Origin of the sequence: Candidatus Contendobacter odensis Run_B_J11 (genome assembly GCF_000531125.1) — a bacterium.
Classification (GTDB): Bacteria; Pseudomonadota; Gammaproteobacteria; order Competibacterales; family Competibacteraceae; genus Contendibacter; species Contendibacter odensensis.
Map to the genome: position 1 here is coordinate 47620 of NZ_CBTK010000261.1, position 24276 is coordinate 71895.

Annotated in this window: 19 protein-coding genes; 7 read left to right on the forward strand and 12 right to left on the reverse strand. The window is 54.6% G+C overall.

Annotated elements, in window-relative coordinates:
* Positions 1–32 precede the first annotated feature (32 nt).
* The 7 genes from BN874_RS15435 to BN874_RS15465 are packed head-to-tail and all read left to right on the forward strand — an operon-like array spanning position 33 to position 6543.
* Positions 33–1172, forward strand: coding sequence for an ABC transporter substrate-binding protein (locus tag BN874_RS15435; protein WP_034435090.1), 1140 nt, complete (start codon positions 33–35; stop codon positions 1170–1172).
* A gap of 9 nt (positions 1173–1181) precedes the next feature.
* Positions 1182–2057 (forward strand): branched-chain amino acid ABC transporter permease, encoded by an 876-nt coding sequence (locus BN874_RS15440; protein WP_034435091.1) that lies wholly within the window; start codon positions 1182–1184, stop codon positions 2055–2057.
* A 3-nt stretch (positions 2058–2060) separates the two neighbouring features.
* The gene (locus BN874_RS15445) at positions 2061–3014 is read left to right on the forward strand and encodes a branched-chain amino acid ABC transporter permease (protein ID WP_051497913.1); all 954 of its coding nucleotides are present in this window, start codon (positions 2061–2063) and stop codon (positions 3012–3014) included.
* Positions 3011–3817, forward strand: a complete 807-nt coding sequence (locus BN874_RS15450) for an ABC transporter ATP-binding protein (RefSeq protein WP_320411475.1) — start codon at positions 3011–3013, stop codon at positions 3815–3817. The genes BN874_RS15445 and BN874_RS15450 overlap by 4 nt, the downstream gene beginning before the upstream one ends.
* Positions 3807–4532, forward strand: a complete 726-nt coding sequence (locus tag BN874_RS15455; protein WP_081756432.1) for an ABC transporter ATP-binding protein — start codon at positions 3807–3809, stop codon at positions 4530–4532. Before BN874_RS15450 ends, BN874_RS15455 begins: the two co-directional genes overlap by 11 nt.
* 10 nt (positions 4533–4542) lie before the next feature.
* Entirely contained in the window at positions 4543–5205 is a 663-nt protein-coding gene (locus BN874_RS22790; protein ID WP_051497915.1) for a CBS and ACT domain-containing protein, read from the forward strand.
* A gap of 30 nt (positions 5206–5235) precedes the next feature.
* Positions 5236–6543 carry a phenylacetate--CoA ligase family protein gene (locus BN874_RS15465; RefSeq protein WP_154724965.1) on the forward strand — a complete coding sequence of 436 codons (1308 nt, stop codon included), beginning with the start codon at positions 5236–5238 and terminating at the stop codon, positions 6541–6543.
* A 68-nt stretch (positions 6544–6611) separates the two neighbouring features.
* Here BN874_RS15465 and BN874_RS15470 read toward each other — a convergent pair whose 3' ends face one another.
* The 12 genes from BN874_RS15470 to BN874_RS15545 all read right to left on the reverse strand — a co-directional run bounded on the left by BN874_RS15470 (position 6612) and on the right by BN874_RS15545 (position 24267).
* Complete coding sequence (locus BN874_RS15470) at positions 6612–7340, reverse strand: sulfotransferase family protein (RefSeq protein WP_081756433.1); 729 nt, start codon at positions 7338–7340, stop codon at positions 6612–6614.
* A gap of 69 nt (positions 7341–7409) precedes the next feature.
* Positions 7410–8726, reverse strand: a complete 1317-nt coding sequence (locus BN874_RS15475; protein WP_051497917.1) for a hypothetical protein — start codon at positions 8724–8726, stop codon at positions 7410–7412.
* A gap of 759 nt (positions 8727–9485) precedes the next feature.
* Entirely contained in the window at positions 9486–11324 is a 1839-nt protein-coding gene (locus BN874_RS15480) for a spore germination YkwD domain-containing protein (protein ID WP_034435093.1), read from the reverse strand.
* A 147-nt stretch (positions 11325–11471) separates the two neighbouring features.
* Entirely contained in the window at positions 11472–12761 is a 1290-nt protein-coding gene (locus BN874_RS15485) for a hypothetical protein (RefSeq protein ID WP_034435094.1), read from the reverse strand.
* Positions 12762–12769: 8 nt separating this feature from the next.
* Positions 12770–13774, reverse strand: coding sequence for a glycosyltransferase family 2 protein (locus BN874_RS15490; RefSeq protein ID WP_034435095.1), 1005 nt, complete (start codon positions 13772–13774; stop codon positions 12770–12772).
* A complete protein-coding gene (locus tag BN874_RS22795) occupies positions 13771–15810 on the reverse strand; it encodes a glycosyltransferase (RefSeq protein ID WP_081756434.1) in 2040 nt (679 codons plus the stop codon). The genes BN874_RS15490 and BN874_RS22795 overlap by 4 nt, the downstream gene beginning before the upstream one ends.
* Complete coding sequence (locus tag BN874_RS22800; protein ID WP_154724966.1) at positions 15811–18786, reverse strand: glycosyltransferase; 2976 nt, start codon at positions 18784–18786, stop codon at positions 15811–15813.
* Between the two features lie 13 nt (positions 18787–18799).
* Complete coding sequence (locus BN874_RS15525; protein WP_034435101.1) at positions 18800–19546, reverse strand: ABC transporter ATP-binding protein; 747 nt, start codon at positions 19544–19546, stop codon at positions 18800–18802.
* Between the two features lie 5 nt (positions 19547–19551).
* Complete coding sequence (locus tag BN874_RS15530; protein ID WP_081756436.1) at positions 19552–20364, reverse strand: ABC transporter permease; 813 nt, start codon at positions 20362–20364, stop codon at positions 19552–19554.
* Positions 20361–21257, reverse strand: a complete 897-nt coding sequence (locus BN874_RS15535; protein WP_230314458.1) for a glycosyltransferase — start codon at positions 21255–21257, stop codon at positions 20361–20363. Before BN874_RS15535 ends, BN874_RS15530 begins: the two co-directional genes overlap by 4 nt.
* Positions 21258–21789: 532 nt before the next feature.
* On the reverse strand, positions 21790–23163 hold the full coding sequence (gene radA, locus BN874_RS15540) for a DNA repair protein RadA (protein ID WP_034435104.1): 1374 nt from the start codon (positions 23161–23163) through the stop codon (positions 21790–21792).
* A 174-nt stretch (positions 23164–23337) separates the two neighbouring features.
* Positions 23338–24267, reverse strand: a complete 930-nt coding sequence (locus BN874_RS15545; protein ID WP_034435105.1) for a DNA adenine methylase — start codon at positions 24265–24267, stop codon at positions 23338–23340.
* Between the last annotated feature and the right edge of the window lie 9 nt (positions 24268–24276).

Here is a 24276-nt window from a genome sequence, read left to right on the forward strand (position 1 = left end):
CACAAATGTCTAACCCTGGGGAGGAAATAACAATGAAAGATTATGGGTGGAAAATTATTCTGGCGGCGGCGCTGCTGGCGATCACCAGCCTGGCGGGCGCGGTTGAACCGATTAGAATCGGTTCTTTCCTGTCGGTTACTGGCCCAGCTTCGTTCCTGGGTGACCCCGAACTGCGCACCTTGCAAATGGTGGTAAAGGACATTAACGCCAAGGGCGGCGTGAAGGGTCGGCCACTGGAACTGATTCACTACGACACCGGCGGCAACGCCCGCGAAGCGCTGAGTTTCGTCAAACGCCTGATTCAGAACGACAAGGTGGACCTCATTATCGGCGGTACCACCTCCGGCGATTCGCTGGCCGTTATCCCGGAGGTGGAAAAAGCGGGGATTCCCTTCATCTCATTGGCCGGCGCAGTCGACATCATCGAACCGGTCAAAAAGTGGGTGTTCAAGGTCGCCCACACCGACCGGATGGCCGCCGCCAAAATCTTTGAAGACTTGCGCAAGCGCGGGTTAACCAAAGTCGCGCTGATTACCGGTGACGGCGGTTTCGATAAATCCGGCCGCGAACAGCTTCTCAAGCTGGCGCCTGAATACGGCATTACCTTCGTTGCGGATGAGTCTTATGGCAATAAAGACACTGACATGACTCCACAACTGACCAAAATACGGTCATCAGATGCTGAGGCGATCATCAACTTCGGTTTCGGTCAGGCTCCGGCCATCGTTACCAAGAATATGAAGCAGTTGGGAATCAACCTGCCGCTCTACCAGTCGCACGGCGTTGCTTCCCAAACCTTCATTGACTTAGCCGGTGCGGCGGCGGAAGGGGTGCGTCTACCGGCGGCAGCCCTGGTGGTTGCCGAGCAGTTACCGAGCAGCGATCTACAAAAACCGGTGCTGCTTGCGTACAAGAAGCAGTATGAGGCCCAATACGGGCCGGTATCGACCTTTGGTGGCCATGCCTATGATGGCCTGATGATTGCCGTAGCGGCGATGGAGCGAGCCGGTGATGCCGACAAGGCTAAGGTGCGTACCGAGATCGAAAAAACTCAGGGCTTCATCGGCACTGCGGGCGTATTCAACATGAATCCTACGGATCACATGGGCCTGAATCTGGATGCCTTCAAGATGGTGGAAGTTCGCAATGGCGCCTGGAAGATCGTCGAATAAGCCCCGCTGATGCCTGAGCAACTGTTTCAGTTCCTGGTCACCGGCATCACGGTAGGTTCCCTCTATGCGCTGGTGGGATTGGGTTTTGCCATCATCTACAACGCTTCCGACGTGGTGAACTTCGCCCAGGGTGAATTCGTTATGTTGGGAGCGATGACTGCTATTGCGCTGCTGTCTGCAGGTTTACCGCTGCCTCTGGCGGCAATAGTCGCTACTCTGCTTACGGTGCTGGTCGGATTGCTGCTGGAGCGTTTCGCTATCGAACCTACAGTGGGCGCACCGGTGGTCACCACCATTATTATTACTATCGGCGCGGCCATCTTTCTGCGGGGCATCGCGCTGCTACTCTGGGGCAAGGACTTTCATCCCATGCCGGCCTTTTCTGGTGATCGGCCCATTCATCTAGGTGGAGCCACGCTATTGCCGCAAAGCCTGTGGGTCATGGGCGTCACCCTGCTGCTGGTCGTGCTGGTTCGACTCTTCTTCAATCGCACGCTATTGGGTAAGGCGCTGCTGGCCTGTTCGTTCAACCGCGCCGCCGCGCAACTGGTCGGTATCAATGTACGAGTGATGTTGCGGCTGGCCTATGGGTTGTCCGCCGGGTTGGGAGCGTTAGCCGGCATTCTCATCGCTCCGATTACCTTTAGCTCCTACGAAGCCGGGATTATGCTCGGCCTCAAGGGATTTTCCGCCGCTATCGTTGGTGGCATTGGCAATCCCATGGGTGCAGTAGCCGGCGGCTTATTGCTTGGCGTGCTGGAAGCGCTGGGCGCAGGATTCATTTCCTCCGGTTATAAAGATGCCATTGCCTTCCTGTTCGTATTAATGGTGCTGTTCTTCGAGCCGACCGGATTATTTGGACATAAAGTCGCGGATCGGGTCTAACGGATGCGACGAATCGGATTCTTCACCTTTGCGGTCGGCGTGGCGTTGTTGCCGGCGCTGTTTCCCGATAACTACTTCGTCATGGCGGTGGGAGTATCAGCGGGTTTGAACGCCATTCTGGCGGTGGGCTTAAATCTGCTGATGGGTTACGCCGGCCAGATTTCACTCGGACACGCCGCCTTCTTCGGCATGGGCGCTTACACTTCCGCTATTTTGACCACCCGCTATGCCTGTCCCTCGCTAATCGCCCTGACCGCTGGGCTAATCATCGCCGGCGTCATCGCCTGGCTGCTGGCCCGACCGATCCTGCGACTGCGTGGGCACTATCTGGCGATGGCGACGCTCGGCTTCGGCGTCATTGTTCATGTGCTGATGGTGCAGGCTACGCCATGGACGGGTGGACCGGATGGACTGAACGGGATTCCACCGCTCAACCTCCTAGGCTGGTCAGTGGACAGCGATCTCCGCTGGTACGCGGTGATCATGGCCGCTCTGCTGCTGGCGATTGGACTCTCGCTCAACCTGGTGGATTCACGGATCGGACGCGCGCTGCGCGCCGTGCGCGGCTCCGAGTTCGCCGCTCAAATGCTCGGCATTGACACCGGGCGCGCTAAAACTCAGGTGTTCGTTGTCTCCGCCCTGTTTGCCGCATTCGCCGGTAGTTTATTCGCGCATCAACAGAGTTTTGTCAGTCCAGACTCGTTCAATCTAACTGTTTCCGTCGAACTGGTGACCATGGTGGTGTTGGGTGGCTTGGCCTCGACTTACGGTTCGGCTTGTGGCGCGATTGCGCTGACTTTGCTGCACGAAGGACTGGTGGTGTTCGAGGATTACGAGATGATGATTCACGGCGCGCTGCTGATGGCCGTGATGATCTTCATGCCGCAAGGGTTGTTTATAGGTTTGAGCCAGGGAGCACGGCGGCTGTGGCGCTTAAAAAATAAGGCGTCAGCGTGACTACAGCTCTTTCCACCCTCCCCTCCGCCGCGCCTCTGCTTGCGGTTGAAGGACTGGAGCAAAGCTTCGGCGGCGTCATGGCGCTGGCCGGCGTCAGCTTCCAGGTGCCCGCCGGATTGATTTACGCCGTGATCGGCCCTAACGGGGCTGGCAAGACCACCCTGTTCAATGCGCTGTGTGGTTTCTACTCACCCTCCGCCGGTTCCATCTGCTTTGAAGGCGATGAACTGCTCGGTTTGCCGCCCTACCGTATCGCCGCCCTTGGCGTCACCCGAACCTTCCAGAATCTGCAACTGTTTTTCAACATGACCGTGCTGGAAAACGTCATGGTGGGCTGCCATTTACGCGCCCGAACTGGCTTGTTGGCTGCTGCGTTGCGCCTGCCGGGAGTACGACGCGAGGAACGGCAATTACGCGAATGGGCGCACGAAGCACTGGAAGTCTGTGAATTGGCGGATCGCGCCGAACAACCGGCAGGCGCCCTGCCCTACGGCCTGATGAAACGAGTGGAGATCGCCCGCGCCTTGGCCGCAAAACCGCGCTTGCTGCTGCTGGATGAACCGGCAGCAGGACTTAACGATACTGAAACTCTAGCTCTACGCGACTTGATCGCCCGCATTCGTGCGGCTGGAATCACGGTGTTGCTGGTTGAACATCACATGCCGCTGGTGATGAGCGTTTCCGACCGTCTGCTGGTGCTGGATTACGGCAGTGTGCTGGCGGAGGGAACGCCAGCGGACATTCAGGCCGATCCCCGGGTCATCGCCGCCTATCTGGGAGGAGCGGTGCAGTATGCCGTCTGACGACCCTCTGCTGGAAATCACCGAACTGAGCAGCCATCATGGCCCGGTTTGCGCCATTCACACCGCGAATTTAACGATCTGTGCTGGCGAATTGGTCGCGCTGGTCGGCGGCAACGGCGCCGGCAAGACCACCCTGCTCCACACCCTGTCCGGTCTCCATCCCGCCAGCAGTGGCTGTATCCGCTTCGCCGGTCAGGACATCACCCGCTGGCCGCCCCATCGCATCGTCGCCGCTGGCATCTGCCAAGTGCCCGAAGGCCGCCAGATCTTCGCCCCGCTCAGCGTCGAGGATAATCTGCGGCTGGGCGCTTACCGCCAGCGCTGCGATCAGCCGTGGGTAAAGCAGGAACTGGAGCGAGTCTATACCCTGTTTCCGATTCTCCACGACCGTCGGCAGCAACTGGCCGGCACCTTGTCCGGCGGTCAACAGCAAATGCTGGCCATCGGTCGCGCCCTGCTGGGTCGCCCGCGTCTGCTGCTGCTGGATGAACCCTCAATGGGACTGGCGCCGCTGCTGGTTGAGGAAATCTTCCGGGTGATCCAGCGCCTCAACGCCCAAGGCGTCACCATCCTGCTGGTGGAACAAAACGCCCGCGCCGCTCTCGCCTTGGCGCAACGCGGCGCTATTCTGGAGACCGGCCGTATCGTCAAAACCGCCCCGGCGGCGGAACTGCTGGCCGATGATGCTGTGCGTCGGGCCTATCTGGGTTATTAGGAGCTAAACCATGTACGTGGACCGGATCATGACCCGCGAAGTGTTGCAAGTCACCGAGAACACCCGGGTTCCGCAACTGGCGGCGCTGATGCGCGACCGCCACATCCGTCATTTGCCGGTGGCGTGCGATGGTCAACTGGTCGGACTGGTGACTCACCATGATCTCGAACGGGTCTCGCCCTCTCCCGTCACTACCCTGTCGGTCGGCGAAGCCAATTACCTGCTCGGCAAGCTCACTGCCGCCCAGGTCATGCATACCCCCGTAGTCACCTGCGCCCCGGACACCCTGGTTGAAGAAGCGGCGCGACTGCTGCGCCAGGAAAAGATCGGCTGCCTACCGGTGGTTGAAAACGGTCGGCTGGTGGGCATTCTGACTCACGAGGATGTGCTGGACTTCTTCCTCGACATCACCGGCTGCCTGATGGCAGACACCACCCGCATCGCCGTGCATCTGCCCGACACCATCGGGCAACTGGGCCGGTTACTGGCCGCGATCAACGATGCGGGCGGCTATATCGCCACGGTGGTGTCGCCGCTGCACCCCGATCAAACCGGCTTGCGCATCGCCGTCGTGCGCTATCGCGCTCCGAACCCGCGTGTCTTGAACCAGCATCTGCGCGATCTCGGCTACGATCTGCTGACCGAAACCCTATCACCGCTGATCACGACTTAATCGTTATTCCCAACTCTGAGAGCGCTGCCCATGATTCTGGATGTCGAACAGGAAACCCTGCCGCGTGAGGACTTGCAGGAATTGCAACTGCGCCGGCTGCGCGCCACCGTCGAGCGTTGCTACCATGCGGTCAAATACTACCGCGACGCCATGGACGGACTCGGCGTCAAGCCACGTCATATCCAATCACTGGCCGATGTGCGGCTGTTGCCCTTTACCAAGAAAGAAAACCTGCGCGAAAATTATCCGTTCGGTATGTTCGCCGTGCCCACCGACCAAGTGGTGCGAATTCACGCCTCATCGGGCACCACCGGCAAGCCCACCGTAGTGGGATATACCCGCCGCGACATTCGCACTTGGGCGCGGCTGATGGCCCGCAGTCTGGCGGCGGCGGGAATGCGCGCCGGCGACCGCTTGCACAACGCCTACGGTTATGGCCTGTTTACCGGCGGGCTGGGATTGCACTACGGCGCTGAGGAACTGGGGGTGATGGTCACCCCGATTTCCGGCGGTCAGACCCAGCGGCAAATCATGCTGATTCAGGATTTCGAGCCGACCGGCCTGTCCTGTACCCCGTCCTATGCGCTCAATCTGGCGGAAACCGCCGATCACATGAATGTGGATTTGCGCAAACAATCGCTCAAGGTCGGCATCTTCGGCGCCGAACCCTGGACCGAGGAGATGCGCTATGAACTGGAGTCGCGCCTCGGCATCCAGGCGGTGGACATCTATGGTCTGTCCGAGGTTATCGGCCCCGGCGTCGCCATTGAGTGCCTCGAAGCCAAGAACGGCCTGCATGTGTTTGAGGATCATTTCCTGATTGAGGCGGTGGACGTGAATACCGGCCAGCCAATTCCCTACGGTGAAGCCGGCGAAATCGTCATCACCTCGCTGACCAAGGAAGCCTTCCCGGTGATCCGCTACCGCACCCGCGATGTGTCGGTGCTTGATCCTGCGCCTTGCCGTTGCGGTCGAACGCACGTCCGCATGAAGCGTGTCACCGGGCGCACCGACGACATGCTGATCATTCGCGGCGTCAACGTGTTTCCCTCGCAGGTCGAAGCGATTTTGATGCAGACCGAGACGCTATCGCCGTTCTACCAACTGGAAATTACCCGCGAAGGCAACCTTGATCTGCTGACCGTCAATGTCGAAGGCAGCCCGCCGCTGGTCGGCCAAGGCCAGGAAGCGATGGATCGCGTGGCGCACAAGGCCCAGAAAGACATCAAGGATTTCATCGGCGTAACGGCTAAAGTCATTGTCCGGCGCACCAGCGAACTGCCCCGCTCCGAAGGCAAGGCGGTGCGGGTCATTGACCATCGTAAACAGGCTAAATGACCGACCGCTTGACCACTATGAACCGATAAAAACTACCGGTCATTGGCGCACTCGAAGGATTCCATGCTTCAAAAGATTTTCCACGAGTCCAAGTCCATCGTGAGATACCGGGCTAGATCATCGATCCGTTCGTGATAAATCGCTTGTAACACCGGCTTCAGACTGAGACGCAGGGGATGCCCAAGCCCAGCGAAAACCCGTTCTCGGCAGCCTTGTCTTTGCAACAGTTCGGAGTCATAAAGGGAAACGCCGAGATGCTGGAAACAGCGATTCAGTAGTGTTTCGGGTTCGTTTACGATCTGCTCAAACCGCAATACGAGCAGTTGCTCATCCGGGAATACAGTGCGCCAATTTTGCAGGCAAGACTGATAGTCCCCTCTTTTCACCGATCCTGTCGAATGAAAATGATCGCTAAACCAAGCGTCACTGGCTTCATCAATCGTCATCTCAGCCCGCTGCAAAGCCATCAGCGCCGACGACCATGCCCTTTCGATAGGATTGCGGATCAGATAAATCAGTCGCAGCCGAGGGTTGCAGGCATAAATTTCTCGGATGATCTCTATCGGTAAGATCGCATACGCGGGAGTGATTTCTCCAGAAATAGGAACAGCCGCAAACTGCTCCAGATAGCTTTGGATTCCAACCGCATCGTGGGGACGGTTCCAGAAGTGAGCTTCTTTAGTGAGAGGAAAAGCTAATTGCGGATGCTGCCGAAGCTGGCTGTATAACCAGGTGGTGCCGGCTTTTTGAGCGCCGATGCCAAGGAAGGACAACATTGGAGTCACCGATTCAAGCATAAAAAAACCACCACCCGAAGGTGGTGGCTGCGAACATCAGAGCCTGAAAAGGCTTGCAATCAGGCCATCTTACGGAGCAGGACGCACATAGCCATGATTCATCATCTGACCATAGCTTTTCAAGCGGTCGCCAAAAGTACGGGCCTTAAAGATAAAGCCAGTAGCCGGTAAGCCGGTGCTAACTGGAGCCCCCGTAAAACCCAAATTTACCCAACCATATGGGGATTCAGGTTTCAACTGGCCTTTAACGTCGACCACTTGTGCAACAGCGGAGCTGAACGCCGGCGTCAAGGCACCATACGTAGAGTTACCAATCACCAACACATTGGTTTCATAGGGCAGGGTGCTAATCACAACCTCCGGCGGTGGCGCAGGCGACACGGTAACACCGTCAGTAGTGACTACTGCTACAGCTTCTTCCCGATCATACAACGTATAGGTAACGGTGATGTTTGACTTGCCCGGCGCAAGAAACGCATTCTGGAAGGGCGTGAGAGGGAGCTGGCAATTGGCTGCGATAACGCCACCACCGGTATTGTTTCTCCACTGGTTACAACCGGCCTGAATGTTGGTGTTGGAGATGTCGGCCCGGAACGACTTGGTTGGGAAAGTCACTACCCAGTCTGTCTGAACGCCATTGGCAGGAAAGTTCGACCACTCGTTAATAACCGCAGTCGCGTTAATAGTTGACTCAACCAGGGGCAGCGCAGTGTTGTTCCAGAGGCCCGTATGTGAAGCCAGCGCCGGCTCCAGGAACCAGGGAAACTGTTGTGCAGTCACCAGGTTCTGACCCACGCCCCAGCCCTGAATATGGGTGGCGGTGCCACCTGCGGACAGGCCAAGCGCCTGGTTCAAATAGCTGATGTTGACCTTGAGCGGAGATGGGCTGGTAATGGGACCATAATCGCCACGCGCAAGCGGATCTCCCGATCCAGCGACTCCGGTGATAGGACCACTCACCCAAGCAGGAATGGCTACGCCTCTGACAAAACGGTTTTGCGCTGCTACGCAGTCAACCGGTTCGCCATTCACATGCTTGGCAAAGGCAGGTGCTCCTGCTGGAGTGCCGGGGATCTCACCCATGACCAGAAGTTCAACGTACCCCTCGAGCATGCGCTCGTTGGTCTGCGGTCCCTGATCAGCGAATTGGCCAGTATACGCCAGCGCATTGCCAAATTCCCCACTGTTGCGCACCGAAATCGGGACAGTGCAGGAGCGATCAGTGGTCTGCAGGAAGGGGCGACCTGCATTGTTAGAAAGTGAGGCGGTCCAGACATCAAACGGCGACAGCAGCACATTGAAGTCCAGCACGTCGCGGGAGTTATAGGATTCGCGCACCCGTACTTTCACCGCCAGTGAGTTGCCAGTGGTATTGGTGATATTCATCAAAGTTTGCCACCCAGCGCGCACAGTGTAATAAGGCACTGTCACTGCGGTACCACTAGTAACGCCAGTAACAAGAGGCCCTGATAACGATTGGGCACTGGCGAGTTGCGACCCCGCCATCAGAGCGGCTGACAGCAGCCCGGCAGTAGCCATAGCTGTACTGATTTTATTCATTCTGAACATGCTTACTTCCCCTCATTAACAAGGTTTAGAGACGAACCATAAGACTGGCACACTGCTGGGGGCTGCTTGTTAACCGGCTGTCTTGAAATTAACTGCATCCGAGTGAGTGCAGTAGACATCGTTACCAAGTGCTCGCAGGTAAAAGTGCGCCGAAAATAACAAGCTAACCGCACCCTGTCAATAAAAAGCCAAGCAGACGAGAGTGCTTCCAGAATTCCTTCCCAATCCGATGCACGATTCATGAAGGTTACACATTTTTACTGCATTTTGGGCAGGCACATCCCCAAAATTAACAATGGTCGCCAACAAAAGCCGACATGACAACCAAAGAAGTGCAACAAACTAGCTACAACCCCTATGAGCTTTTGTGGAAGCCCAACAAATTCCGAGCCGAGAATCCAGCGGAATAGTATTAGCGTCTGAATGTACAACATGCTTTTCAAATTTACAACTCTTTTCAAATTTACAACAACTCAGTGGTCTTATTGCGCTGTCACATCGGTTAGCCACCATTCCGTAGAGTCAAGTAGCGCACAGGTATTGGTGGGCGATGCCTACGCCCACTGGTAAAAGACTCTATTGCACTTCATACACTTCCACGAGAGCATTGCCGGTGGTGGCATCAGCCCCGCGCACGATGGCGGTGTAAGCGCCGGGATTAAGCGTAGTCAAAATTGCGGCCTCCTGAGCGTAGCGCGGCCGGGCAGGATGCGCCTGAATCTCGGCAGCGTTGACGGCTGTACCCCAATCATCGTTGCTGAGAATAGCCTGACCGCTGGCATTATGCAGGGTGATATTGGGATCATTCAGCACAGAGGGCACGCCGGCTTGAGCCAACGCCGGTCCTTTGGCTGTGATCAACACCTTTTTGGCGGCGTTGCCGCTAATAATGAAACCGCCGATCATCACGCTGTCTCCCGTGCCGACCCAACCTCGCGTAGAGATGTTGACCAATCGAGAAGTAGTATTGCCGGCTTCGAGATCGTAAACCTCGACGAGGGCATTGCCAGTAGTGGAACCGGCCCCGCGCACGATGGCGGTGTAAGCGCCGGGATTAAGCGTAGTCAAAATCGCGGCTTCCTGAGCGTAGCGCGGCCGGGCAGGATGCGCCTGAATCTCCGCCGCATTCGCGGCCGTACCCCAGTTGTCGTTGCTAAGGATGGGCTGACCGCTGGCGTTATGCAGAGTGATATTAGGATCATTCAGCACCGAAGGCACGCCTGACTGAGTCAGGGTCGGACCTTTGGCAGTGATCAACACTTTTTTTGCGGCGCTGCCACTAATGATAAAACCACCGATCATCACGCTATCCCCCGTGCCAACCCAGCCCCGCGTAGAGATGTTGGTCAACAGGGTGGACAATGGCGTTGGCGTTGGTCCCGCCGCATCAATCTGATAATCCAATAAAACACTGCTGCCGCTCACGGTCACGTTACGGCTGGCGCTCGGTACCCCGCCGCCGGAAAAATTGACGGTCAGGGCACCGCTGGCGGTTACTGGAATCGCATAGCCGCCGCCTGCCGCAGTCATCGCGTAATACGTGCCCTGACTGGGCTGAACCATCACGTTGCCGTAACCCTCACCCGGATCGTAACGTCCGTTCTTATCCTTGTCCTGCCAGACCGTGCCGACCAAAAAGACATTGAACTGATCGACACCATTTTCAGTGGCGTAACAGTAGTTGCCGGTGACCACCAGAGGGCCAATAGCAGTAGCCGGATTGGTTTCGGCCACTGCGGCAAGGCCCACATTAGTGTAATCGAAGTCAATCGCCATCAACCCCATGCGGTGGCCTCGACCGGGCTGCATCCCGCTGCCATCGCCCGGACCCCAATCAATATTCCAGGCAGCATGAGTATTCAACGCGCTGGTTGCATAGGAAAAGACACTACCACGCGCCAGGGTAAAGCGGAAACCGGCAGCGGTGATCTGGTCGAACTGCTGGTTGTGATCCTGAGCATCGCGGGAGATCAGATCGTCGGAATGCATCTTGGCCGCCTGATACAGTCGAGCATCGAACGCGGCAGGCGGTTTAGCGGCATAGCTGGCGAACTCGCTTTGCAGCAGATTAGTGTTCACCTGGAAGTAACTCCGACCACTGGCGACATCAGAGTTTGGCTCCGTCGCCAGCCACCGACCCTCAGCAGCCGGATCTCGCCGGGCGCGGTTCATCAGCCAGACCAGCGCCTGTTCATCACCGTTGGGGTGTTGACCATCAGCGGTTCGGTGATAGGTCCATTCAGCAGCGGGCGCGGCAGTGACAAAGGGTACCGGATTCAACTGGAGCAGCACCGGGTATTCCAGATCCAATGTTAACGGCGGATCGGGTTCTGCCATGTGCAGCAACTCGCTGGCCGAGGCGAAGGCGGTGGTTCCCACCAGCAGACCGCTGGCTATCAACAGGGTCATTTTCATCAGGTTCACCTCAAATCAGGAAAATGCGTTTAATTATGTCATTTTTTTGAAGCGATAGTCATAAAAAAGGGGAAATTTAAGAAAATAGAGCAAGGCTTCCCCGTTCTGTTTGGAAGCAAAAAATTGGTTACCGCGTGACTAAACCCATTAGCCCTCGACTTGGCAGGTCCAAGTCGGCGCATACACTACATGATGCAATCCGCCGGCCAATAGCAGCGGACTGAGTAGCAGCAACCCCCAGCGCCAGCGCTCCGGCAAACCCGACCAGCCCCAAGCAGCCAATGGTGCAGCGTACCAAGTCCAATAGGTCATGATCCGCAGCGTCCAGTTGTGGTCCCGCAACCACGGAGTCAGCGCCAGAAATACCCCACCGAAAGCCATGAGAATCACGCAGGATTCGACGAAAAACGTCAATCCCGGCATGGATTCCCTACCTATCCGCCATAATCCCGACAGAAACAGCATCGCCAGCAGGATATTACCGCCCTGATACCAAACGATGTCCCCAGGATTCACACCCTGGTAGATGCGACCCAGCCAAGTGTATTGCCAGATTAGCGCCGCCACGGTACTGCCCACGGCCAACCCCTGAATCAGCGGCATCGACAAGCCGGCGCGCAGACTGCGAATCAGGCGCGCACCGTTTCCGTAACGACGCAGGCCATGCACTATCAGCAATGCACCCGCCAATACGCCCACCAGTACGCCAAAAAACCCGCTCGATTGGATACCCTGGATATGATTAGTGCGGATATCCAGCCAGATTAAGGGATACCACTGTGTGCCCAGCGCCAGGCAGCCGGCCAATCCCAACAGCAGGGTCGTTAGCACCCTGTACCCGGAACGGCCTTGGACGAAGCACCGCGCCCAGAACCCAAAAACCAAAGCAGTGAGTACCACGAAGCTCAGCGCGTGATAGCCGAAACACAGCAACCAGAGCAGAAAGAAGCTGCCACCGCAGCGCCCGCACCCCTGCAAGTCCCGGTAAGCCCGCCAGGCACCGGCTATCACCAGTAACATGCCCAACTGTTGCGGTCGACCTTCCAGCCAGGGGCCAAGGAAATAGCTACCGGTAAACAACCAGGGTAGGCACCGCCAAGCGGCCCCGGCGTTGCCTAGACTCACGCGGTACAACAACCAGAGTCCTAGAGGCAGAATCACGCTGCTGTTCAGGGCAGCAACCGCGATCACCAGCGAACGGGTTTCCCAGCCGGTCCAATGGCTCAATTCCAGGATCAACCCGGCGTATCCCGGCCCAGAAATCGGCCAAACGCCTCCGCTATCCAGCCAGTCGAAGATTTTTAGATAGTTCTGCTCGTCGGTACCGCAGATCGGATAGCTCAGCCCCCAACGGGCATAACCAGTCAATGCCGCCGTCAGAATCAGCAGGACGGACAAGTGCAGCGCTGGGAGGAACCGGTGGACTGACGATTCCATGCGGCTTCTCAATACAAATCCCGCAACGCGCCCAGTGCGTAACCCCGTTCGTAAAACAACCGGCTGATGCGCCGTTCGATCTCGCAGGGTGGAATCTGCCGCTGCTGCTGGATCGGTTGGCGCTTGCGGCGCATCGCCGGGATACCGCGCAAAAAATCCCGATACAACCGGAATACGACGCTCAGCTTGCCCTTGATCGTGTAACGCAACAGGATGGCGATGTGCAGCACCAGCATCCAGAACAGGTTTCGCAATAGAAACCGAGTCGGTACATCCTTGATCAGCGTGAACAGCGAATTACGGATGCCATGGTAGAGCACAAAATCGCTATTCGGTCCGCCACTGGAAACGGAGCCTTTGTGATAAATCCGGGCGTCCTCAGCGTAAGCCGCCCGATAGCCTAGCAACACCGCCCGCCAGGCCAAGTCGGTATCCTCGGCGTAGCAGAAGAACTGCTCATCGAAGTACTCGCCGGAGGTGTGATGAACCTGACGCAGCAGATCCGCCGTATACAGCGCGCAGTTGCCGCTGGGACCGAGCAGCGGATCGTCCGGCGATTTGCGGTTGGAAGCCAGCCCGCACTTATAAAAAGTGATTCCCAAGTTATCAATTTGCGCACGGTCGGAATACTTCATGACCCGTGCCGCCACCATTTCAACCCGTTGCATCCGGTCGATTTGCGCCAGCATCCGTTCCAGAAAGTCCGGCTCGACCACGGCGTCATTATTAAGCAGGAGGAAGAATTCGTAGCGTCCATTGGGAATCAACTGCTCGAACAAGCGATTATGTGCGCCGGTGAACCCGTAATTTTCTGGAAAGGCGGTGAAGGCAATGCGTTCGGGATGGCAAGCAACATAGTCATGCAACTGGGCAACATCAGCGGCACTGGAACCGTTATCCACCAGAAAAATGTCAAACGCTGGCGTAGCAACCCGCAGCAGCGAATCGAGACACTCCACAGTATCAGCGGCGCGCCGGTAATTGATGACGATGACTGCGATCTCACCCATCATGGTACCGCCTCAGCAGCCAATATCCGTTCAATCCAGGTCAAGGTATTGTGCGCTTCGCGACGGTGGCAAAATCGCGCCGCCGTACCCAAGCCGCTGGTAACCAGCCGCCGGCGCAGTGCTGCATCATCCAGCAGACGCAGGAGGGCGACTGACATTAATTCCGGCTGCCCTGGCGGCACTAGCAGGGCGTTATCTTCATGCCGGGCATACTCCAAAACGCCGCCAACATCGGTTAATACACAGGCTGCGCCGCAAGCCATTGCTTCCAAGGCGCAGCGCCCAAAACCCTGAAACTCGGAACCATCCAAAAAAAGGTCGGCTTCGGAGTACAGCTCAGCGAGTCGCTCCTGACGGATGACCAACCCCTCGTTGCGAAACGGGAAGGGAATCGCCTGCCGGTCGAGGAACCGATCACCAAATAGCACGATCTCGGTTTCGGGACGGGCCTGCTTGATTTGAGCCAGCGCAGCGATGGTTGTGGGAAAGCCGCGCCGTGGAGTGCCAGGTCGGGCCATAGCCAGCACCACCGGTCGTAGACCGCGCTGGATCGAGCGCGGGTAGAACTGGCCTAGATCCATACCGAGTGGAATCTTGTCACTGGTATACCCGTCACCGGCAAGCTGCTCTTGCAGCCAGTCCGACATCACCACTCGATGTGGCAATAACCGGTAAGTCGCTTTTACCCGGTCCCGCTGAGAGGCTGACGACTCTGGAAAAAACCAGGGTTCGTAATCCTGAATCAGATAGGCGGCAACCCGAGTTCGGCTATCCTGCCACAAGCGATGCACCCATTCCGCAGTATTCCAGTGCGTGGCGATGATCACCTCGCTATCGGGACATTCGGCCAGCAGCTCCTTGACACTCCGATAGATCAGCGGCTGGGTATACAACCGGCACCAGTCGTAAATCAGCGGATCTTCATACAGTGCAACGATTCGCGCCTCAACCCCCAGCCGGATCAATTCGTTGACCACTTGCAATACCGAAAGTACTCCGCCGGCCACTACCAGACGGTCCAGCACATAGGTCACCCGTAACCGTCCCACTGGAGTCCAGCGTTGCATCAGCGTCCGGCGCGGACAAAGCCGCCGCGCAGTCAAAATTGCGATGAAGTGGCGAACGCCAAGCCGAGTCAGTTGCTTCGGCGAACGTCTCCCCTTCCATTCAGCGAGCAGATCACGACCGGCCTGCCACAACGCCGGTACCGGATCCCACCGATTGGAAAGTGCAAATAAATGGCGAACCGGTTTTAACGGATCGGCGCGACGGAAAGCACGGAACTGCTGTCGGTACACCGCTCCCCAGCGCTGATCGAACAACCGCCGGTTGCGCAGATAACGTTCCCGACCATCGCTGAAGGAACCACCCCCCCGATGGTAAACATAGACATCCTCGGCAACCACAGTGCGGAAGCCGGCGGTAGTTAATCTCATGCAGAGATCGGATTCTTCGCAATACCCGTGTTCGTAGATCGGATCAAACAACCCAACTTGGCGCAGGGCACTGCGCCGCAGCAGCAGGCAAAAACCTACTCCGGTAACGACATCGTGGCATTGTCCCTGGCGTTGCGCGGCCAGAGCATCATTCATCGCCAGATAGCTGGCGCCGGGCATCATGGGCAGATCGATATTGTCAGCGCGATTGCTCAGTGGGTTGACCGCTGCGATGCGAGGGTCTGATTCAGCGCAAGCCAGCAACCGCGCAAGCCAGCCGGGAGCGACCAGCGCATCACTATTAAGCAGCAATACATAATCGGAATCACCTTGTTCCATTGCCCAATTGCAACTCACTAGGAAACCTACATTTTCATTATGGCGTTGTAGGGTGATCCAATGCAGTGGTCTAGCGGCTTCCCTCATTACTACAGAAGATCTAGCCCAGTCACAAAGCCAAGCCGCAGTCACAGCATCACTGGCATCATCTACGATCAACAACTGATTATCGCAGCGCGGTGTATACGCTAATAATGCATCCAAACAGTCGCGCACATGACTTAGACCGTTATGAACCGGCAGAATAATCTGGATACTTGGCATTTACAGCATTCCAAAGTCGTCGCGGTCCAGCGGCAGATTGGGATTGTAGTAGGGATCGCCGTTTTGCAGGATCGCCCTATGCCGCTTTCTCATATAAGCAACTTCTTGGGCGAATCGATGCTGCTTTTGTGGGGTGTCTTCGTGACCGCGAGTTTTGGACTCATAATGATAGAGTTCGCAATAGGGCGTAAATATATTCAGATAACCTTTTTCGCGCAGGCGTAAGCAAAAATCTACGTCATTGAAAGCGACTGCCAGATGCTTTTCATCCATGCCACCCATCGCCTGATAAAGAGACTTTTTCACCATCAGACAGGCCGCAGTGACCGCGCTCACGTTCTGAATCTGATGCAGTCGCGAGAAGTATCCTGGATTATGCCGTTGGAACTGCCGATGGGCATGACCGGCGATGCCACCGATTCCAATGATGACCCCACCGTGCTGGATAGTGTCGTCGGGGTAGTATAGTTTGGCCCCGACTGCACCAACTTCCGTCCGCTGGGAGTGTTCTAATAAAGCTTCCAGCCAGTCCGCGGAAATCACCGCCATGTCATTGTTGAGTAGCAGTAAATGTTCGCCTTCTACTTGACCTACCGCAAAATTATTGAGAGCAGCATAGTTAAATGGAACATCATGGCGGATAAATCGGATACGTGAATCGGCCGCAGCGTAATGTTCCATCAGGGCGAAGGTTGCTGGTTCCACGCTGTTATTGGAGATGCCGAGCAGTTCAAAATTTGGATAACTGGTTTTTTCGAGAATCGAATCCAAACAGGTGCGTAACCAGTCAGGTTGATCGCGGAACGGCATAAGAATGCTGATTCGGGGTTGACCCTGGATCACTCGCTTAACCCGGTAGGTGCCAGGATGCTGACCGAGAGTCACCCCACCAATGATGCTACGCCGTTGCAGGGTATCCTCAATAGCACGTCGTCCTGCTGCCCAAGCGTAATTTTTACTATCAAATTTAGCCGCAGTCGATCCAGGGATCATCCGCCAGTGGTACAATACGCGGGGGATGTGAAACACTCGATCCGTATAGTCGAGTGTACGTAAAACCAAGTCATGATCCTGAGATCCCTCAAAACCTTCACGAAAAGAACCTGCTTGATCCAGCACCGTTTTACGATAGACGCTAAAGTGGCAGATATAATTAGTAGACAGAAGAAGGTCTGGAGAATAGTCAGGCTTGAAGTGTGGTTCCAGATGATAGCCCTCAAGCGATAACTTGTCCTCGTCAGAGTAGATAAAGTCGGGGTCGTGGTCATTGATAGCCTTGACAACATGATAAAGAGCATCCCGCGTTAATTCATCATCATGATCCAGGAAAGCGACGTATTCGCCAGTAGCCAGCGCTAAAGCAACATTAGATGCACCAGCAATACCCTGGTTGCTTTCCATGAACTCGATCTTACAGCGAGGATCGCGCAATCGACGCAACGCATCGAGTGTCTCTTGGCGAGTCGAACCATCATCCGCTATACATAATTCCCAGTTCGGATAAATCTGTTGTGTGACAGACGAAATGGCTGCTTCCAGCCAGCATGGATCAATGTTGTAAACAGGCATAACAATCGACACCACTGGTCGCCGAGGCCAGCGTGCAATTTCTTTCATGCATTGTTCCGGGTCAATGGTTTTTTGAATAATACTATTCCTTGCCGAAATAAAATTTGGAATGAAGATTCGGGTACCATGAGCGATTTCCTGATGCCCACGCAGTTCGAAGTGTTCGCGCCCGCTATGGAACTCGCCGCGTTCGATAGCAAGCCGAACATCCGGGTATTGGGCCAGGTAATCTTCTTCGCTAAAATCCTCCTCATTTAATGCGCTGTTCAATTCGTAGTGACTGGATTGATGGCGCAACCAAGACTGATAATTTCTGGCAATCTGTGCCACATGATCCTGCACCATGAATGTTCGTTGCAGTAGACCGAGTTTGCGGCCAGCGTCAGCAATGGCAAATCCCAGTCGCCAAGTTAACGACTCGAACGCCAATTGAATATCATAATGCAGCGTTTCAAATAATCGACCAAGCGCCTTGAGATCAGCGGCACTTTTTTTAAGCAGCATCTCCCCTTTCTGGAGATCGAACTCAGCGGTAACCAGTTGCTCTTGAGTGGCAGCCAATTGAACGTCGCGTTGATGTAAACTATTCCGTTCTTGGAGTAGGGTTTCATAGCCGGCCAACAATACCCTTCGCGCCGGGTTTTCCAGAATTTCATGTTCGATATTCTCCAACTTGGAATCTCGTAGTACCTCCCAAAGTTGACTCTGGGCTGGAGTCAGCCATCCTGTGTCTTGTGTCTCACTGGTCCGATGATGTTGCAGTTCACTTTCCAAAAATGCCCGGATTTCCCGTTCGGAGGGCAGGCGCAATGCTTGAACCCCACAGTCGCAAAGGCGTTTGTATAATAACTCAACAGTTTCCACCGGCTGTTCCATTAACTGCTCGTAACAGATGGAAAACCGAGGTAAGCCGGACGAGACAACCAAGGCACGGGCGTTATACTGTTCCCAGAGAGTAATACCGAAATGCAAAGGAAAACCATCCCGTTTTGCTAGAGATTGAGCGGTTGATAGCGGATGACGGGCAACATGAACGCAAACCGGAACCTCAAGCAGTGATAGCCAAAGCGGCAATAATAGACAGAGTCGCGGATCTTTTAGCACCCAAGGACGATGGCTATCGATCCCAAGCATGATTTTTTTGGCTCCCTGTGTAAAAGTATCTACTAACTCGGTATCAATACTGTTTAGATCGAGAGTAGAAATCAGGTGCCAATCGATACCCAATTTTTCCAACATAGATTTATGTAAATTAATAACGTCAATACGCTCCCAAAAACCCTTTGGATTATCTGGTTGAGCTGGCAGAAATTGATCCTCAGGACCAATATAGGCTCCCATCATATTAATGAGTCGCGTCACAGCCGAGGTGCCAGACCGATGCATTCCAAGAATAATAATTTGCAACGTTGTTACCCTATTAACTGGATGGTTGGCCTAAAATATATTGATCTAAAACCGTATCCACAGATCCCATCAGGCGAATAGCACCGCGTTCTAACCAGAGCGCACGACTACACAGAGCCTTGATGGAGGCCGGGCTGTGCGAGACCACTAGGATGGTCGAGCCGCTTTCACGGAATTCGCGGATGCGTGCTGCTGATTTCTGCTGAAAATCGGCGTCGCCTACTGCTAGGACTTCGTCGATGATCAATACTTCAGGCTGCACATCGGTTGCTACAGCAAAGCCCAGTCGTGCCACCATGCCGCTGGAATAAGTCCGCACTGGGGCATCGATGAAATCGCTGATTCCGGAGAAATCAACGATGCGTCCCAACCGTTGAGACATGTCCTGGCGGTTGAAGCCTAATACTGCGCCATTTAGAAACACGTTCTCGCGCCCCGTCATCTCGTAATCGAAGCCTGCACCCAATTCCAGTAGCGGCGCGACCCAACCGCGCAATCGCACCCGGCCCAGAGTGGGACGGATGACTTGGGCAATAACTTTTAGCAGGGTGCTTTTCCCAGCACCGTTGGGGCCGATGATCCCGACGGTTTCGCCTCGGTCAATCGAGAAACTGATGTCATTGAGTGCATTAAAATCGGCATAGCGGATACCGCGCTTCAACCAGCGGATCGCGTATTCCTGAAACGTAGGAATCCGCTCGTGCGGGATGCGGAAACGAACCGTCACGTTATCCAACTGGATCATCGGGGAGTTGCTCATCGGCATCACAACCGGTAGGCCAGTTGATCGGCTTTGTGGGTAAATACCATCCAGCCGGCCAGCAGCGTGGCGAAAGCCAGCACGGCAGCAGCCGTAGTCAGACCAATGTCGGGAATAGTGCTAGCGTAAATTGGCATACGGAATAGTTCGATCATCAGGAAGAACGGGTTCAGAACCATCCAGCCGCTCAGCGCCTCTGGCAACACCGAAGGCGGATACATGATCGGGGTCAGGAAAAAGCCGGCTTGGACCACAATCTGATAGATATCGATGGAGTCGGTGAAGAAGACCGAAGCGGTGGATAACAACAGTGCCAAGCCAAGAGTGAATACGGCCAGAACCAAGATGCTGACCGGTAGGAACAACCAACTGGCGCTGACCGGATGCTGGAGAACCAGAACGATGAGCGCTAGCGGCAGAATGGAGATTAAAAAGTTGACCAGACCATTGCCAACGACCGCCACGACGTAAGTTGCCCGTGGGATATAGATCCGTTTGAGCAATCCACTGCCGCCCACCATAACACCCATAGCGTACTGGGTCGTCTGAGTCATAAAGCTCCAGGCTAACAATCCACTCAGCAAATAGACTGCGTAATTCGGCAGCGCTGACTTGAATAACGTCCCGAACGCCACAGCCAACACCATAGTTTGCAATAGGGGATTCAGTAGCATCCAGAAAATTCCTAGCATCGATCGTTTATAGCGATTCTTCAGAATGTTGCCAATCATTAATAGGATCAGGTCGCGATAGCGAAAAAGCTGGATACATTCATCTACGAACGGGTGTGGTCTTTGAGCAGAGTCATATTCGATCATGGATTGGTCAATAAGGAGTTGGCGGGCAGAATGGACCGCATCTTTTCAAGAAAAATCGCTCGGGAAAACCGGCGGGCGTGAAGTTCACAGGCGCTTCGCATCGCTAGTGCGCGTGAGGCGTTCAGGGTCCGAACGGCTTCGGTAATCCCTTCAGCAGTTAAATCCAGCGGCAGCAGCAAACCAGTCTCCCCATTCAGCACCGTTTCCAGCAGTCCACCCTCGGCAACGCCGATCACTGGTTTGCCTGCCGCCATACTCTCGACCGGTGACATGCCAAAATCCTCATCCTTGGCAACGTACAGCGTGGCAATGGCATTGCCGATCAGTTGACACAACGCGGCATCGCCCAGCCAGCCGGTGAAGATGATATTGGACGCACCACCGGCCAGCCGCCGCAACGCCGAGAATTGCGATCCGCCCGAGGTGATAATCAGTCGCTGGTCTGGTATTTGTTTAAAAGCTTTAATCAGCAAATCCACCCGCTTGAAAGGTTCGAGTCGGGCAGTAGACAGATAGTAATCACCTTGTCCTTGCCACTGGAAATAATCGATCTCGCAGGGTGGATTGATTACCACTGCATCCCGGTTCAAATAACGGCGTAGGCGATTTCGGACAGTTTCAGAATTAGCGATAAGGATATCCATCCGGGCAATAGCCTGTTCATAGCGGGGCTTAACGTAGGCGATGAGCGCCAGCAATGCTGGGCGGAGTGCCAATGGATAGCGCTGAAGATAATAGTCCTTAAGATCGTAAACGAAGCGCGGCAGGGTGTGGCAATAGTAATAGTTTTGGCCTGAGGTATGGTTGTGAACGGCCAAGGGTGCGTGAGTGCCGCTGAATAGCGCCCAGTCGTAGCCATTGAGAAATTGAGTCTGGTGCGCGAAAGCACGCATTACTTTAAGCGACCGCCAAACTGGCAGAGTCGTTTCTGCGCCCAGATCTCGAGTTGTGATACCAGCGATGTCTGCTTCTGAGAAAGCATGTGGATCGCGAAAGCCGATGCAAAGGTCCACACCTGGTAAATCTTTGAGCAGAGTCAGCGTCAGGCGCTCAGCGCCACCTCGGACTAGCAGAAAATCGTAGAGAACTATCCCTTTATACATAGTGGCCAAATTTAAATGATGCCTTCGGTACCGCCCAATGCACTCAGCAGCCCGCCCTTTTCCAACATCCGACTGGTCGACGTGCGAACCGCCAGCACAGCCAAAAGTCCTGCAATCAACGTCAGCATTGTCTGTACCACCTGGTTTCCAGCGCCAGATCCTCGCATCGCGTGAACTTCCTGAAAAACATTATTAAACAAATTTGTTTTTCTAATCAATAGGATATATTAGTTATTTGCTATAGAAAACGCTATGTTAGTCTAACTCAAGTTCCCACCTTGCACTAACTCAAAAGATGAAATCGAGGCTAAGATTTTCCGTCTTAGACATTCCCCATCACCTCGGCCAGCCGGGTAACACCGCGCAGTTCCAGCCCCTCCACCCGACTGCCACGCCGGGGCAGATTAGCGCGGGGCACAATGGCCTGCTTGAAGCCGTGTTTGGCCGCTTCCCGCAAACGATCCTCGCCATTCGGCACCGGACGAATTTCGCCCGCCAAGCCAACTTCGCCAAACACCACCAGATCAATTGGCAAAGGCCGGTCGCGAAAGCTTGACAGTGCCGCCAGCAGCACCGCCAGATCTGCGGCTGTCTCGTTGATCCGTACCCCGCCCACCGCGTTGACGTAGACATCCTGATCGTACATCGCGATCCCACCGTGCCGGTGCAGCACCGCCAGCAACATCGCCAGCCGGTTTTGCTCCAAGCCCAGCGTCACCCGGCGCGGATTGCTGCCGTGGCACTCGTCCACCAGCGCCTGAATCTCTACCAATAACGGTCGAGTACCCTCGCGGGTGACCATAATCACACTGCCCGCGACTGGCGTATCGTGGCGCGACAGGAAAATGGCCGATGGATTACTGACTTCCTTTAATCCGCGCTCGGTCATCGCGAAAACGCCCAATTCGTTGACCGGTCCGTAGCGGTTCTTCACCGCCCGCAGCACTCGCAAGTGTCCACTGGGATCACCCTCAAAATACAGCACCGTGTCCACCATATGTTCCAGGACACGCGGCCCAGCAATCGCACCCTCCTTGGTGACATGCCCAACCAGAAACAGTGCCGTACCGCTGGCCTTGGCATAGCGCACCAGTTGCGCTGCGCTCTCGCGCACCTGCGCCACCGAACCGGGAGCCGATTGCAGCCGTTCGGTGAACACAGTCTGGATCGAATCAATCACCATCACCTGTGGCTGCTCGGCTTCAGCAATTGCCAGAATTCGCTCGACATTGATTTCCGGCAACAACCGCAAGCAGTCGCGGGACAGACTCAGTCGCTGGGCGCGCATACTGATTTGCTGCGGCGATTCCTCACCGCTTACATACAAAGTGCGGTTGCGCGCCGCCAGTTCCGCCAGCGCCTGCAACAACAAGGTAGACTTGCCGATGCCCGGATCGCCGCCAATCAGCGTCACCGAACCCTGCACCAGTCCACCACCCAGTACCCGGTCCAATTCACCATTGCCACAGGATTGGCGGATTTCTGCGGTGACATCCACCTCGGCCAAGGTACGCACTTCCGATCCCACTGTCGCGCCGGCATAGCCCGCCGGCTTGATCCCACTTTTGGCGGTGGGCGGCATGGCCGGCGCTTCCTGCAAGCAATTCCACGCCCCACAATCGCCGCACTGGCCCGCCCATTTGTTAGCTTGCGCGCCGCATTCAGTGCAAGCGTAGATCGTGCGGCCTTTGCTCATCCTGGTCCCTCCATCATCTTGCTGAACTATCAACTTTTATAAATTTTCATTATTTGACTCGGCCATAAATTTTCCAAGTTGGTTCTAAAAGCAAGAAATTTCAAATTTCACTTTTTATCAATTTAATACTATTATTTTGATAGCTATCAAAAATCGATAACCAAGGTTCATGATTCATGTCGGCAATCCATAGTTAGTAACAAGCAGTTCGTTGATTTTACCGCGTTTTTCTGCATTACAGTTTATCATTCTTCTTGCATATACGCGGTGCAGTTCATAACCGTTATAGATTTTTTCAAAAAAATCATCGTTGGGATTTTCATTTTTTGGGTCTGAATTACTCAGCATGAGTTTGGAACATTTTTGCGTATCCAGTTTCTTAAAAAAATGAGACAGTTTAATTTGTTCAACATCGGTGAATTCAAAACCTGTATATGTAGTAAAACTGGCGGTCTTGCTAATTGGACGGTAAGGCGGATCAAAATAGACAAAGGTTTTTTCATCTGCCAAATCAAAGCAATTTTCGTAGGTGGAAAGTTCAATTATGGTATTCTGTAACAGCTCAGAAACCGCTAATATATTATTTTCATCCCATATATTAGGCTTTTTATATCCACCAAAAGGAACATTAAACTCACCCTTGGAATTCAAGCGAAACAAACCATTGAAACAGGTTTTATTCAAAAAGATAAATTGCGCCGCCCTGGGCATCCAGTTTTCTGAAAAAATCGTATGGTTTATTTCAAGGCGTTCAACATTAAATTGTTTTCTTACCGACAAAAACAGGTTTTTCCGGCCCTGCTCATCCGCATGATTATAATCGGATTGATATCGCTGTAAAATTTCCAACAACAAATCCGGTGTTTTTTGAATAACTTGATACGTAAGAATTAAATCCTTGTTAATGTCGTAAATATAAGAAGACTGGATATTGTATTTCTGTATGACTTCAAAAAAAACGGCGCCGCCACCTACAAAAGGCTCAATATAGTTCTCGATGATTCCTCCTGACAAATCACCGGGATAATACTTTTCAAATTGACAAAGCAACTGGCTTTTTCCACCCGCCCATTTCAAAAAAGGTTTTGCTTTAATTTTCAACATGTTTTTACC